The organism is Microbacterium alcoholitolerans (assembly GCF_050408615.1).
Classification (GTDB): Bacteria; Actinomycetota; Actinomycetes; order Actinomycetales; family Microbacteriaceae; genus Microbacterium.
On sequence record NZ_JBNTKD010000001.1, the window covers coordinates 1,416,953 to 1,430,435 of the forward strand.

General features: G+C 67.6%; 16 protein-coding genes. 2 read left to right on the forward strand and 14 right to left on the reverse strand.

Features of this window, described 5'->3' with window-relative positions:
* The 3 genes from ACQUSX_RS06710 to ACQUSX_RS06720 form a co-directional block, all read right to left on the reverse strand.
* Positions 1 to 786: a cytochrome c biogenesis CcdA family protein gene (locus tag ACQUSX_RS06710; protein ID WP_428906176.1), complete on the reverse strand. Its 786-nt coding sequence runs from the start codon at positions 784 to 786 to the stop codon at positions 1 to 3.
* Positions 783 to 1,436: a TlpA family protein disulfide reductase gene (locus ACQUSX_RS06715; protein WP_428906177.1), complete on the reverse strand. Its 654-nt coding sequence runs from the start codon at positions 1,434 to 1,436 to the stop codon at positions 783 to 785. Before ACQUSX_RS06715 ends, ACQUSX_RS06710 begins: the two co-directional genes overlap by 4 nt.
* Before the next feature lie 64 nt (positions 1,437 to 1,500).
* Complete coding sequence (locus ACQUSX_RS06720; RefSeq protein WP_428906178.1) at positions 1,501 to 1,965, reverse strand: MerR family transcriptional regulator; 465 nt, start codon at positions 1,963 to 1,965, stop codon at positions 1,501 to 1,503.
* Positions 1,966 to 2,024: 59 nt separating this feature from the next.
* On the opposite strand from ACQUSX_RS06720, the gene ACQUSX_RS06725 reads away from it, so the two are divergent.
* Entirely contained in the window at positions 2,025 to 2,918 is an 894-nt protein-coding gene (locus ACQUSX_RS06725) for an NAD(P)/FAD-dependent oxidoreductase (RefSeq protein WP_428906179.1), read from the forward strand.
* 38 nt (positions 2,919 to 2,956) lie between these two features.
* On the opposite strand, the gene ACQUSX_RS06730 is transcribed toward ACQUSX_RS06725, so the two are convergent.
* From ACQUSX_RS06730 to ACQUSX_RS06740, 3 genes are read right to left on the reverse strand one after another with little or no spacing between them, the layout of a single operon-like run.
* Entirely contained in the window at positions 2,957 to 3,580 is a 624-nt protein-coding gene (locus tag ACQUSX_RS06730) for a histidine phosphatase family protein (protein WP_428906180.1), read from the reverse strand.
* Positions 3,581 to 3,589: 9 nt separating this feature from the next.
* On the reverse strand, positions 3,590 to 3,892 hold the full coding sequence (locus ACQUSX_RS06735) for a transcriptional regulator (RefSeq protein WP_428906181.1): 303 nt from the start codon (positions 3,890 to 3,892) through the stop codon (positions 3,590 to 3,592).
* Positions 3,873 to 4,739: a hypothetical protein gene (locus ACQUSX_RS06740; protein WP_428906182.1), complete on the reverse strand. Its 867-nt coding sequence runs from the start codon at positions 4,737 to 4,739 to the stop codon at positions 3,873 to 3,875. The genes ACQUSX_RS06735 and ACQUSX_RS06740 overlap by 20 nt, the downstream gene beginning before the upstream one ends.
* A gap of 87 nt (positions 4,740 to 4,826) precedes the next feature.
* On the opposite strand from ACQUSX_RS06740, the gene aspS reads away from it, so the two are divergent.
* Positions 4,827 to 6,626 (forward strand): aspartate--tRNA ligase, encoded by a 1,800-nt coding sequence (gene aspS / locus ACQUSX_RS06745; RefSeq protein ID WP_428906183.1) that lies wholly within the window; start codon positions 4,827 to 4,829, stop codon positions 6,624 to 6,626.
* Positions 6,627 to 6,730: 104 nt separating this feature from the next.
* Here the strand turns inward: aspS and ACQUSX_RS06750 are convergent, their stop codons facing one another.
* The 8 genes from ACQUSX_RS06750 to ACQUSX_RS06785 all read right to left on the reverse strand — a co-directional run bounded on the left by ACQUSX_RS06750 (position 6,731) and on the right by ACQUSX_RS06785 (position 13,472).
* A complete protein-coding gene (locus ACQUSX_RS06750) occupies positions 6,731 to 7,555 on the reverse strand; it encodes a carbohydrate ABC transporter permease (RefSeq protein WP_428906184.1) in 825 nt (274 codons plus the stop codon).
* Positions 7,552 to 8,442: a carbohydrate ABC transporter permease gene (locus ACQUSX_RS06755; RefSeq protein WP_428906185.1), complete on the reverse strand. Its 891-nt coding sequence runs from the start codon at positions 8,440 to 8,442 to the stop codon at positions 7,552 to 7,554. The genes ACQUSX_RS06750 and ACQUSX_RS06755 overlap by 4 nt, the downstream gene beginning before the upstream one ends.
* Positions 8,443 to 8,444: 2 nt before the next feature.
* Positions 8,445 to 9,710, reverse strand: coding sequence for an ABC transporter substrate-binding protein (locus ACQUSX_RS06760; RefSeq protein ID WP_428906186.1), 1,266 nt, complete (start codon positions 9,708 to 9,710; stop codon positions 8,445 to 8,447).
* A gap of 88 nt (positions 9,711 to 9,798) precedes the next feature.
* Positions 9,799 to 10,623 (reverse strand): sulfite exporter TauE/SafE family protein, encoded by an 825-nt coding sequence (locus ACQUSX_RS06765; protein WP_428906187.1) that lies wholly within the window; start codon positions 10,621 to 10,623, stop codon positions 9,799 to 9,801.
* Between the two features lie 5 nt (positions 10,624 to 10,628).
* Positions 10,629 to 11,384 (reverse strand): amino acid ABC transporter ATP-binding protein, encoded by a 756-nt coding sequence (locus ACQUSX_RS06770; RefSeq protein ID WP_428906188.1) that lies wholly within the window; start codon positions 11,382 to 11,384, stop codon positions 10,629 to 10,631.
* Positions 11,381 to 12,172, reverse strand: coding sequence for an amino acid ABC transporter permease (locus tag ACQUSX_RS06775; protein ID WP_428906189.1), 792 nt, complete (start codon positions 12,170 to 12,172; stop codon positions 11,381 to 11,383). The genes ACQUSX_RS06770 and ACQUSX_RS06775 overlap by 4 nt, the downstream gene beginning before the upstream one ends.
* A gap of 22 nt (positions 12,173 to 12,194) precedes the next feature.
* On the reverse strand, positions 12,195 to 13,001 hold the full coding sequence (locus tag ACQUSX_RS06780; protein WP_428906190.1) for a basic amino acid ABC transporter substrate-binding protein: 807 nt from the start codon (positions 12,999 to 13,001) through the stop codon (positions 12,195 to 12,197).
* 171 nt (positions 13,002 to 13,172) lie between these two features.
* Positions 13,173 to 13,472 (reverse strand): Dabb family protein, encoded by a 300-nt coding sequence (locus ACQUSX_RS06785; protein WP_428906191.1) that lies wholly within the window; start codon positions 13,470 to 13,472, stop codon positions 13,173 to 13,175.
* Between the last annotated feature and the right edge of the window lie 11 nt (positions 13,473 to 13,483).

Consider the following 13,483-nt stretch of genomic DNA (forward strand, 5'->3'; position numbering starts at 1 on the left):
TCAGAGGGGGAGGATGACACTCGTCATCACCGCCGTCAGCTTCGACATGATCTCCGTCCAGATTCCAGTGGCCATCAGCACACCGAGCACGATCAGCAGGACGCCGCCGACGATGTTCACCACGCGGATGTGGCGGCGCACGAATCCGACGGCGCGCGTCGCCCAGCCGAAGCCGAGCGCGACGAGCAGGAACGGGATGCCCAGGCCGAGCGAGTACGCGACACCGAGCAGGGATGCCCGCCACGGGGTGCCCATGTTGAAGGACAGCGCCACGATGGCCGTGAGCGTCGGGCCCATGCAGGGCGCCCAGCTGAGGCCGAGTGCGACGCCCAGCAGCGGAGCGCCGATCAGGCCCGTCGTCGACTTCACCTGCATCCGCATCTCACGCTGCGCGAAGCCGAAGTAGCCCAGGAAGATGAACCCCATCGCGATGATCAGCACGCCGAGGATCTGTGTGATGAGTCCGGACCACTCCAGCACGAAGACGCCGAAGGTGCCGCTGAGCGCGGTGATCCCGACGAACACGACCGTGAAGCCGAGGATGAACAGCAGGACGCCGACCAGCATCCGATTGCGCGTCGTGGTCCGGGTCCGTGTTCCGTTCTGAGTCTCTGAGTCGATCGAGGGACCCGAGGGGCTCGCGCCCACCGCTCCCCCGATGAAGCCGAGGTAACCGGGCACGAGCGGCAGCACGCACGGGGAGACGAACGACACGAGGCCGGCGAGCATCGCGAGCGGGATCGCGAGCCAGAGAGCACCGGCGCCGATCACGACCTCAGGGCTCACGCCTTCTCCTCGAGCACATCCTGGATCATGGTCGAGAGGATGGAGGTGCCTTCGATCGGACCGATGATGCGCGCGGCGACGCGGCCCTGCCTGTCGAGCACGAGGGTGGTCGGCGGCGCCTGGACCGACGTGACCTTCGCGAACGCGAGCTTCGCCTCGCCGGTGGTCGCGTCGATCAGGCTCGGGTAGGTGATGCCGTAGGTTGCGGCGAAGGCCTTGGCGGTGTCGGGCTGGTCGTAGATGTTCACGCCGATGAAGGTGACGTCGTCATCCTGGTGCTTCTGCCAGACCGCCTCGAGGTCAGGCGCCTCGATGCGGCACGGTCCGCATCCGGCGTACCAGAAGTTGACGACGGTGACGTCGCCGCTGATGTCCTCGCTGGAGAAATCCTCGCCGTGCTCGGTGACACCGCCGAACACGACAGGCTCATCGCGCTTGTCGGCGGGGATCTCGAGGGTGCGGAAGTCGGCCGAGGTGTAGGCCTTCTCATCACCGTTCAGGAACGCCTCGGTCGCCGGATCGGGAGCGCAGGCGCTGAGGCCGACGGCCAGTGCCGCGGCGAGCGCGACCGCGACGACGCGGAGCGAGCGACGGGCGCTCAGCGAGCCGTTGCGCCGCGCACCGTGACGGAGGTGAACAGGTGAGGACACGCTGGGAATCGTACGCACGTTTCCTATGCGCGCTCTGACACAGCGCACCTCCATGTGAAGCCGCTCACGCCATGCGGAGCGCGTCCGCTGGCGCGTGCCGGTGCGCGGGATCGGCGTCGAACGCGGTGAAGCCGTCGAGCACGTCGATCACCTCGGCGCGGAACCGCGGGCAGGTCGCGATGTCGTGCGACGAGCAGCGCAGCGCGTGCTCGGTCATCGCCTTCGAATGCTTCATCTCGGCCATCCGCCGGTCGAGATCGTCGAGGTGGGCCTGCAGCACCTCATGCCTGCCCGACATGTCGCGCTCGAACAGATGCGCGATCTGGTCGAGGCTCATTCCCGAGGCCTTGCTGCGCAGGATCACGGCGACCCGGACCACGTCCCCCTCACCGTAGCGACGACGGCCGACCGCATCGCGCTGCGGCGAGAGCAGGCCGACGGACTCCCAGTGCCGCAGCACGTTGGTGGGCAAGCCGAAGCGGCCTGCGACATCTCCGACCGACCACCTCGACGAAGGACTTGACTTCATGTTGACATGAAGTCACAGACTGGCGGGAAAAGCAAGCGACAACCCTCCAGGAGGACCCCATGCGTGACGTCATCATCATCGGCGCAGGCCCCGCCGGTCTGCAGGCCGCCCTCACTCTCGGGCGGATGCATCGCTCCGCTCTGGTCTTCGATTCCGGGGAGTATCGCAACGGGACGGTGCAGCGCATGCACAACGTTCTCGCCAACGACGGCACGGCTCCCGCGGACTTCCGGGCCGTCGCGCGGGCGCAGCTCGGCGAGTACGAGAGCGTCGCGCTGCGCCAGGGCGCCGTGGAGCGCGTCAGCGTGGTGGAGGGAGGGTTCGAGGCCGTGCCTGCGGACGGCGGCACGGTCGAGCGCGCGACACGTGTGATTCTCGCCACGGGCATGGCGGACGACCTACCGCCCGTCCCCGGTCTGGCGGAGATCTGGGGAACGCATGCGTTCACCTGCCCGTTCTGCGACGGGCACGAGTTCGCCGGCCGCCGCATCGGCGTGCTCGGCGGCAGCCCGCGTGTCGAGCACATCGTGCGGATGCTGCGCCCGATCGTCGGCGCGCTGACGGTCTTCGATGACGGGGAGCTGGATGACGAGGCATCCGCCGCACTGTCCTCACTCGGCGCGGACCTGCATCGCGCCCCGGTCGCGTCGGTCGCCGCTCACGCAGACGGGGTGACGGTGAACGCCGGCGAGCCGGTCGAAGTCGCGGGTCTGTTCGTCACCTCCGCCACGGCACGCCAGCGCGCGCCGTTCGCGCGGCAGCTGGGCCTGGGGATGCTGCCCAGCGGCGGCATCGAGATCGACGACTTCGGACGGACGTCACTTCCCGGCGTATGGGCCGCCGGCGACATCGCGCACCGGGCGAGCCTTCCTGGCGCGATGGCGTCGGTGATGATGGCGGCCGCGGCCGGGCAGATGGCCGCCGCGGCTGTCGTCCAGGAGCTGGTCGCCTGACGGATGCGGGCCTGAAGCGGGCGTCGGCGTGAGGAGCGTCAGACCGCGCCGAGATCGACCCCCTGCGCTGCGGGCTCGGCGTAGTCCAGCTCGCGCCACACGTCACCGACGCGCTCGAAGCTCGTCACGCTCGACAGCGCGCAGCGGCGGGTGCGCGGATCATGGCGCAGCGGAAGACCGGCGATCGAAAGGTGCGTGATCCAGATCGGGGCCTGGTGCGATACGAACACGACGTCACCGGCATCCGTCGCGTGCCAGGCCTCATCCATCGCCGCCTGCACCCGCTCCGCGATCGCGACGTACGGCTCGCCCCAGCTGGGGACCGACGGCCGGCGCAGGTGGCGCCAGTTCCACGGGTTGCGCAGCGCGCGCGACATGCGCAGGCCTTGGAAGACGTTGGTCGGCTCGATGATGCGCTCATCGAGCGTCGGCTCGAGGCCGAAGAGCTCGGTGAACGGCTCGGCGGATTCCTGCGTTCGCTCCAGCGGAGAGCACCGCAGCGACGTGACCGGATGCCCGAGGGATGCCACATGCTCGGCGGCCGCCCGCGCCATCTGCCGCCCCGACTCGCTCAGGTGGTAGCCCGGAAGCCGCCCGTAGAGCACCCGGTGCGGGTTTTCCACTTCGCCGTGTCGGACCAGATGCAGACGAGACGCGGGCATGCCGCCAGTCTATGAGCCCGTGTCGCCCATGATCGATCGCAGCGCGGCGCGGTGGCGCTCCAGCGCGCGGCGGCCCGTCGCCGTCGCTGCCACCCAGGTTCGCGGTCGTGTTCCGACGTAGCCCTTCGTCACCTTGACGTACTCGACCTTCTCGAGATGCGCGATGCCCTTCGACACCACCGAATCGTCGGCCTCGATCAGATCCCGCAGGGTGGCGAAGTCCAGCTCGACATCGCCCGACAGCGCCGCCAGCAGCGACAGGCGCACCGGCGTCATCAGCGCCGGATCGAGATCATGCCTCGGATGCGACATGGCTGCGGCCCGGGAGAAGAGCGGATGCCACCATCGCCGCCGCCACAACGCCTCCGGCGAGGACGGCGATGAGCGGAGTGATGACATCCCCGACGATGACGAGCAAGGCGAGCAGGAACATCACTGCCACCGCCATGGCGAAGGCGAGCCACTGCGGCACCGCCCACTCCCAGCCGGTGCGCATCAGCCCCCACGACGCGGTCTGCGCCGAGAGCGCGATGATCACGGCCATCATCCCGATCGCCGTCACCGCCCAGATCGCGGACGGCACGAGCAGCGTCATGCACACGATCCCGAAGTAGACGCCCATCACGATCGTGACGGTGCGCGGCCCCGGCGAGAGCGGTTCGCGCTCGGCGGTCGTCCGCTGTGGCGTCCCGGAGCCGCGCACGAGCGCGGCAGCCGGCCGGGAGCCGAACAGTACGATCGTGACGACGGCGGACACCGGCGCCAGCCACCAGGGGTAGCCCCCGCCGGCGATCCCCCAGACGAGGATGACCACGAGCAGCGCCAGGAAGACGCCGATGGCCGTCCAATGGCGTCCGGTGGATCGCAGGCGCCCGCCATGGCGCTCGGCCGCGCCGTAGACGAGCCCGGTGGAGACGATCATCGGTGGCAGCACGAGGGCCATCGTCGTTCCGCCGAAGACGCTCGCGCCACCCTCGTTCGAGCCGGTGTACACGAACAGCGCCATGTACGCGGCGAGCATGACGGAGTACATGAGCTGCAGCAGCGCGTGGCTACGGGGAACGGATGCCGCTCGCGCACGGATCGCGTCGGCGGAGCGCAGCATCCGATCGGCTTCGGCCCGCGAGATCGCTCCATCAGGCCAGCGGTCACTTTCCATATGGAAAGAATATGTCTACCGGCAAGCCGCGTCAAGGACCGCCCCGTAGACTGAGCGGGTTCCATTTCCCGATCAGGAGGAAGTTCCGTGCTTCGCACACACACGGCAGGCTCGCTGCGAGCCGAGCACATCGGTCAGACCGTCACCCTCTCGGGTTGGGTCGATCGTCGCCGCGATCACGGAGGAGTCGCGTTCATCGATCTTCGGGATGCCACGGGCATCGCCCAGGTCGTCATCCGCGACGAAGAGGTGGCCCACCCCCTGCGCAGCGAATTCGTGCTGCAGGTGACAGGTGAGGTCTCGCGTCGCCCCGCCGGCAACGAGAACCCGAACCTTCCCACCGGAGACGTCGAGCTCATCGCATCCGACGTCGTCGTGCTCAACGAGTCGGCTCCGCTGCCCTTCCCGGTCTCCAGCGGCCTGGCCGAGTCCGACCCAGTGGGTGAGGAGGCGCGCCTCAAGCACCGCTACCTCGACCTGCGCCGTCCGGCGCCGGCGGCGGCGATGCGCCTGCGCTCGGACGTCTACAAGGCGATCCGCGACGAGCTGCACCGCCGCGAGTTCGTCGAGGTCGAGACCCCGACGCTGACCCGCTCGACGCCCGAGGGCGCCCGCGACTTCCTGGTGCCGGCGCGCCTGCACCCCGGCAGCTGGTACGCCCTGCCGCAGTCGCCGCAGCTGTTCAAGCAGCTGCTGATGGTCGGCGGTGTGGAGAAGTACTTCCAGATCGCGCGCTGCTACCGCGACGAGGACTTCCGCGCCGACCGTCAGCCGGAGTTCACGCAGCTCGACATCGAGATGGCCTTCGTCGACCAGGAGGACGTCATCGAGATGATGGAGTCCCTCATCGTCGCGATGTGGAAGACCATCGGCGTCGACGTGCAGACTCCGCTGCCGCGGATGACCTACGCCGACGCGATGGCGAAGTACGGCTCGGACAAGCCCGACCTGCGCTTCGAGCTGGAGCTGGTCGAGGCGACCGAGTACTTCGCAGAGACCCCGTTCCGCGTGTTCCAGTCGGAGTACGTCGGTGCGGTGCTGATGCCCGGCGGCGCTTCGCAGCCGCGCAAGGTGCTCGACGCCTGGCAGGACTGGGCGAAGCAGCGCGGCGCCCGCGGCCTCGCGTACGTCCTGTTCAACGAGGACGGCACGCTGGGCGGTCCGGTCGCCAAGAACCTGTCCGAGTCTGAGCAGGCGGGTCTGGCCGAGCTCGTGGGCGCGAAGCCCGGTGACTGCGCGTTCTTCGCCGCCGGCTCGGCCAAGGACTCGCGCGCCCTGCTCGGTGCCGCGCGCGTCGAGATCGGACGCCGCCTCGACCTGCTCGACCCGAACGAGTTCGCGTTCACCTGGGTCGTCGACGCGCCGATGTTCGAGCCGGCGTCGGATGCTGTCGCATCGGGCGACGTCGCAGTGGGCGCCGGAGCATGGACGGCCGTGCACCACGCGTTCACCGGCCCGAAGCCGGAGTTCGCCGACACGTTCGACAGCGACCCGGCATCCGCCCTCGCCTACGCGTACGACATCGTCTGCAACGGCTCCGAGCTCGGCGGCGGATCGATCCGCATCCACCGTGAGGACGTGCAGAAGCGCGTATTCAAGGTCATGGGCATCAGCGAAGAGGAGGCCGACGAGAAGTTCGGCTTCCTGCTGGAGGCGTTCAAGTTCGGCGCTCCCCCGCACGGCGGGATCGCACTGGGCATGGACCGCGTGATGCAGCACCTCACCAAGACCGACTCGATTCGCGAGGTCATCGCGTTCCCGAAGTCCGGCAACGGCTTCGACCCGCTCACCGAGGCACCCGCGGCGATCACGCCCGAGCAGCGCGCCGAGGCCGGTGTGGACTACGAGCCCGAGGATGACGCGGCCGACGAGGCTGCCTCCGCCTGACGCCGAGACCCCTGCCTGCCGCCGAGACCCCTGCGTATGGGTGCCCATACGCAGGGGTCTCGGCGCGTATTGGGGGTGTCGGCGAATGTCAACGGGCATCCGTCTCACTTCATCGCGCCGGCGACCATGCCCTTGATGAAGTTGCGCTGCAGGAAGAGATACGCCAGCAGCACCGGCACCACCGACAGCAGGGATGCCGCGGCCGCCGCGCCGGGGTTGCTGCCCTGTGAGGCGAAGAAGCTCGCCACCGCGGGGGCGATCGTGCGCGTGTCCGGGTCACGCAGGAAGTACGTGCTGAGCGCGAACTCGTTCCAGATCGCGACACCCGCGAGGATCGCCACGGTGGCCGTGACCGGCTTCAGCATCGGGAACACCACCCGGAGCAGCACCTGCAGCGCGCTCGCGCCGTCGACCGTCGCCGCCTCCTCGATGGAGATGGGCAGGCTGCGCATGAACGCGGTGTAGAGGAAGACGGCGAGCGGCAGATTGCCCGTCACCATCACCAGGATGATGCCCCAGTGCGTGTTCAGCCCGCCGATGTCCTTCATCAGCGTGTACAACGGCACGAGTACGGACAGCGGCGGAATCATGATCAGCGCGATGATGCCGGCGTAGACGAGCTGGTTGCCCCGGGTGATGCGCCTGGCCAGCGGGTACGCGGTCAGCGCCCCGAGCACGCACACCAGCACGGTCGAGATCACGGTGACGAGCGCGCTGTTGCCGATCGCGGTGAGGATGCGCCCCTGCTCCAGGGCCGTGACGAAGTTCGTCCAGTAGATGTCGCCGGGCATCGTCCACGGCGACGAGAGGTCGCTCTTCGGCTTCGCCGCGGTGGTCATGCCGAAGTAGAACGGCAGCAGCTGCAGCAGCGCGACGAATCCCAGCGCGACGTAGATGAGCACCCTCGAGGGCGCCGATGCGCCCTTCACTGCTCGACCCGCTTCCGGTTCAGCAGGCTGTTGAGCACGAAGGTCGCCGCGGCGATGAGGATGAACAGCACCACACCCATGGATGCCGCATAGCCTGCCGCCTGGCTCGAGAAGTACGTCTCGCCGATCAGCGTCGACACCGAATGCGTCGAGCTGCCCGGGCCCCCGCCGGTGAGCACCTGGATCACATCGAAGAGCTTCAGCCCGCCGATCAGGTTCAGCACGATGCTCGTCGCGAACGCCGGCTGCAGCAGCGGCACGGTGATGCTGCGGAAGCTCTGCCACCAGTCCGCGCCGTCGAGCTGAGCCGCCTCGTAGTACTCGGTGGGGATCGCCTGGAGCCCGGCGAGGTAGATGACCATCGAGATGCCGACGAACTGCAGCGAGTTGACCGCCACGATCACGACGACGCCGACCGAGGCGTCGGCGAGCCACGCCACCTTGTCCGCACCCCACAGCGACCGCAGATCGTTCAGAGCTCCGTTGTTGTAGCGGAAGATCAGGTAGTACATGGTGCCCAGCACGACCGGCGACACCATGACCGGCAGGTAGATGACAGCGCGGAGCACCGACGCTCCGCGCACGATCCGATCCAGCACGACCGCGAGTCCGAGCCCGAGGATCTGCTGGATGATCGTGCTGCCGACGCCGTAGACGAACGTGTTGAGCAGCGCCGTGCGGAACACCTCGTCGCCGAGCAGACGCAGGTAGTTGTCGAATCCGACGAACGCCCTGCCCGGGCTGTAGCCATTCCAGTTGGTCAGCGACAGGCTCATGCCGCTGATCAGCGGGTAGATCGCGAAGACCGCGAACAGCGCCAGCGCCGGGACGTACAGCCAGTTCAGTCGTCGGGGATACAGGCTGTGCGAGCGCGCTCGCCCCGCCACGGCTACTGCTGCCCGTACAGGGTGCCGTAGTCGGCCTTCACCTGCGAGACCGCCGCGTCGACGTCGGTCTGCCCTGTGACGATGCCGCTGGTCGTGCTGATCAGCGTGTTCCACATGCCGTTGGGCAGGTACGCGCGGTCGAAGTACGGCACCATGCGCACGTCTCCCGGCGTGAAGAACTGATCGTAGCTGTCAGCGAGAGCACCCAGGTCGACGTCGACGCCGGTGAGGCCGGCGGGGTTGCCGTCCTGGCCGGCGAAGTCGCCGATGTTCTCGGGCTGGGCCAGGAAGTTCAGGAAGTCCAGCGCCTGCTCCTTGTTCTCGCCGTCGCGCCAGGCGCCGAGAGCGACGCCCTCACCGCCGATGAGGTACTCGGGGTCGCCGTTGACAGCCGGGACCGGGATGAAACCGAGTTCGGCGTCGGGGACGAACTGCTGAGCGCTGAGAACCAGGTTGTTCTGGATCATCACGAACGCGGTGGTGCCCTGCCCCAGCGCTGTGGCGATGTCGTCGCTGGTCGCGGCGGAGAAGTCGGGGTTGAAGTAGTCCGCCTGGGCCCACTCCTCGATCTTGGAATACATCGCCTCGAAACCGCTGTCGACGAAGGTCCCGCCCGCCAGTTCGTCGGACTCGGATTCGTCGTACGAGCCGGATGCCAGCCAGTCGGCGACGTTGCCGGCGAACCAGTCGTCCTTGCCGGAGCTCGAGATCGGCACGACTCCGGCATCCTTCGCCTTGCCGAGCGCAGCGTCGAAGGCGTCGATCGTGCCGAGCGACGCCGGATCGACCCCGAGGTCGCTCAGCACCTTCTGGTTGTACAGGATGCCCGCGACGTCGGTCGTCAGCGGCAGCGCGAAGAACTCGCCGTCGTCGTTCTTCATCGTCGTGTCGAGCACCGGGTTGAGTTCATCGGCCCAGGGCTGCTCCTGCAGCGGCTCGAGGAACTCGCTGTAGCGCAGCAGCGACCACCCGTGCGTGGCCCAGAGGTCGGGCAGGTCACCGGATGCCATGCGCACCTTCATGTCGCCCTCGTAGTCCTTGCCCATCGGGACCACATCGATCTTGACGTCTGGATTCTCGTCCTCGTAGGCCTGCGCGAGCGCTGAGAGGGCCTCGAACCGCGGAGTGTCCTCACCCATCGCCGACTGCAGCTCGAGCGTGACCTGTCCGCCGTCGTCGCCAGATCCGGAGCACCCGCTCAATGCGAGTGCCGCGATGGTGAGACCGGCCGCCCCCATCAGTGTCGTCTTCCTGCGCTGAGACGTCATTGCCCCTCCTCGATCGATGTTGAGACCGCCCCTCCGAACCGGCGACGATTCGGAGTCTACGCGGGGAGACGCTCGGCTGACAGCCCCCTCACAGGGAAGCGAGGGCGGGGGCGACGTTCTCGTTCCACACGTCCACGCCGAGCTTGCCGATCAGCAGCACGACGACGATGAGGAAGACGATGCGGATGAACCTCGAGCCACGGGATATCGCCATCCTCGACCCCAGGTAGCTGCCGGCGATGTTCGCCACCGCCAGGATTCCGCCGAGCAGCCACAGCACCGCACCGTGCGGGATGAACAGCAGCAGCGCCCCGAAGTTGGTCGCCAGATTCACGATCTTCGCCTTCGCGCTGGCCTGCAGGAAGTCGTAGCCGAGCAGCGATACCAGGGTGATCACCAGGAACGTTCCCGTACCCGGTCCGATCAGTCCGTCGTAGAACCCGATGACGAGTCCGGCGGCACCCGCGGCGATGTGGTGCTTGTGTCCATGGAAGCGCAGCATCGTGGCCGCGCCCAGCTGCGGCCGGAGCGCGGTGAACAGGGCGACAGCCAGCAGGGCGACGACGATGATCGGCTTGAATGCCGCGGCCGGCAGCACGGTCGCGACGGCGGCTCCGCCGAATGAGCCGAGCAGAGCGATGCCGGCCATCGGCAGGGCCGTTCGGATGTCGGGCTTCGCGCGACGGTAATAGGTGACGCTGCTGGTGGCGGTGCCGAAGACGGAGGCGAGCTTGTTGGTCGCCAGCGCCTGCACGGGGCTGATGCCCGGGATCAGCAGCAGCGCGGGCAGCTGCAGCAGCCCGCCGCCGCCGACGACGGCGTCGACCCAGCCTGCCGCGAACGCGGCGACGACGATGAGGATGAGCACGCCCCAGGTGAGCTGCTCGAGGCCGAGGAAAGCGCCGATCTCCACCGCGTTCAGAGCACGCGCGAAAGGAAGTCCTGGGTGCGCGGATGCTGGGGGTTGGCCAGCACCTCGCGCGGATCTCCCTGCTCGACGATGTGTCCGCCGTCCATGAAGATCAGCCGGGATCCGACCTCGCGGGCGAAGCCCATCTCGTGTGTGACCACGAGCATCGTCATTCCTTCATCCGCGAGCTGACGCATCACCTGCAGCACCTCGCCGACGAGTTCCGGGTCGAGCGCGGAGGTGGGCTCATCGAAGAGCATCATGTCGGGCTTCATGCACAGCGCACGGGCGATCGCCACGCGCTGCTGCTGTCCGCCGGAGAGATGGTTCGGGTAGGCGTTCGCCTTCTCGGCGAGGCCCACACGCTCGAGCATCTCCTTCGCGACCCGTTCCGCCTCCTCCTTGGAGCGCTTCTTCACCCTGCGCTGGGCGAGCGTCAGGTTGCCGAGCACCGTCATGTGCGGGAACAGGTTGAAGCTCTGGAACACCATGCCGATGCGCGTGCGCACCCGATCGATGTCGGTCTCCTCGTCGGTGATGTCGATGCCCTCGATGAGGATCTTGCCGCCGGTCGGCTCCTCGAGCAGGTTGACCGAGCGCAGCAGCGTCGACTTTCCTGATCCTGACGGGCCGATGACGCAGACGACCTCACCTGCGGTGACGGTCAGATCGATGCCCTTGAGCACTTCGTTGTCGCCGAAGGACTTCACCAGTCCCCGGATCTCGATCGCGGGTGCGTGGACGTCGATAAGGTCGGTGCTCATCGTTCTTTCGCCATTCGTCGCTCCAGCCACGCGGTGAAGCGCGTGAGAGGAATGGTCACCAGCAGGTAGAGGATCGCGGCCATGATCAACGGCGTCGCGTTCGCGTAGGTCGTGTTCGCGTCCCTGGCGAAGGTGGTGAGCTCCTTCGACCAGAGGAACGTGCCCGCGATGAAGAGCAGCGAGGTGTCCTTCAGCAGCAGCACGAACTCGTTGGTCAGCGGCGGAATGATGATGCGGAATCCCTGCGGCAGCACGACCCAGAACATCGTCTTCATCGGTGACATGCCCAGAGAGCGCGACGCCTCGGTCTGCCCCTTGGGCACCGCCTGGATTCCGGAGCGGATCACCTCGGCCATGTAGGCCGATGCGACCAGGATCAGACCGATCAGTCCCGCGCCCACAGGACCGCCGGGCGGCTTGATGCCGAAGGCGATCGGCAGGATGAATGCCATCGCGAAGATCGTCAGCAGTGCCGGCAGCCCTCGGAAGAGCTCGATCCAGGCGGTCGCGAACCAGCGGAAAGGGGCGATCACCGACAGCTTCATCAAGGCGAACAGGATGCCGAGGAGAAGCCCGCCGACGAAAGCGATCAGGGTGAACAGGATGGTGTTGCGCAGCGCGACGATGATGATGTCGGGGAACAGCTTCGCCGCGACCTCGAGATTGAAGAACTGCTGACTGACCTTCGGCCAGTCCGTCGCGATGATGATCAGGGCCACCGCCGCGATGAACACGGCGTACATCGTGCCCCGGTAGACCAGCCCCCGGGTTCGTCTGCGCAACGCCACTGCTACTCCTCGCCTCTCCGGCTTACTCGGCGGAGAAGTACTTGTCGTAGATCGTGTCGTACTCGCCCGAGTCGCGCAGCTCCTGCAGCGCCTCGTTCACGGCCTCGCGCAGGTTGGTGCGCTCGCCCTTGGGGAAGGCGAAGCCGTACTGCTCGTCGGTGTTGTACTCCTCGACGACCGTGTAGTCGGAGTCGGCCTTCTCGTGCTCGATGTTCACCGGCAGATCCTGCAGGATCGCGACGACCTGCCCAGCCTGCAGCGCCGGCCACATCTCCGCATCGCCCGGGAACTGCACGAGCGTCGCGCCGGTGGCGTTCTCGGTCGCGTAGTTCTCACCGGTGGTGCCCTGCTGCACGGCGACGTTCTTGCCCTCGAGGTCTTCGATGCTCTCGATGCCCGAGTCCGCCTTCACCAGCAGCGACTGCAGCGAGTCGTAGTAGGGGTCGGCGAAGTCGATGTTCGCCTTGCGCTCCTCGGTGATCGTCATGGCCGAGGCGCCGAAGTCGCAGGTGCCGGCGATCAGCGTGGTGCCGGACTGCAGACCGTCGAAGCCGACGTCCTGGATGCTGACCTCGAGCTCGAGCTTCTCGGCGATCGCGGCGACGAGATCCAGGTCGAAGCCGGTGTATCCGCCCTCGCCGTCCTCCATCTCGAACGGCGGGTAGGGCACCTCGGAGCAGACGGTGAGCTTGCCGGGCTCGACGAGCTCGAGCGAGCCGTCGGCTGCCGGCTCATCGCCGGCACCGCCGTCGCCACCGGCGCAGCCGGTGAGGGCGAGGGTCGCGGCTGCGAGGAGCGCAGCGCTGAAGAGAAGGGGACGGCGGTTCATGGCCACTCCTTTGTGGGTTGCGGCGGACGTTCGCCCGCGAACGGGTATGCGTTCATCTAAACATGCAACGACGTCGGATGCCCATCTCTCGCATCCTCGCGCGGATCACATTTGCGTTGCGGTCGCCGTGCCTCCGTTCGCTTGCCACCGGCAGCTGTCGGCGACTCGGGCTCAGATCTCGAAGTCGACGGCGACGCGGGATGCCACGACGCTGCGGATGTAGGTGCCGACCTCCTGATGGGCTGGATGCACCTGATAGGCCTCCAGCGCGTCGAGCGAGTCGACATCGGCGACGAGCGTGACGTCCCAGTTGACGTCGGGGTACGCGACGTTCGCGCCGGCGGTGACTGCGCGGAGCTCCGGGATGACGCCCATCAGGGCGTTGAGCCTGGCCGCGACCTCGCGGGCCTGCTCGCCGCGCACGGCGGCATCCGGTTCGGCGAGCTTCCAGCTCACGACGTGACGGATCACTTCGACTCCCT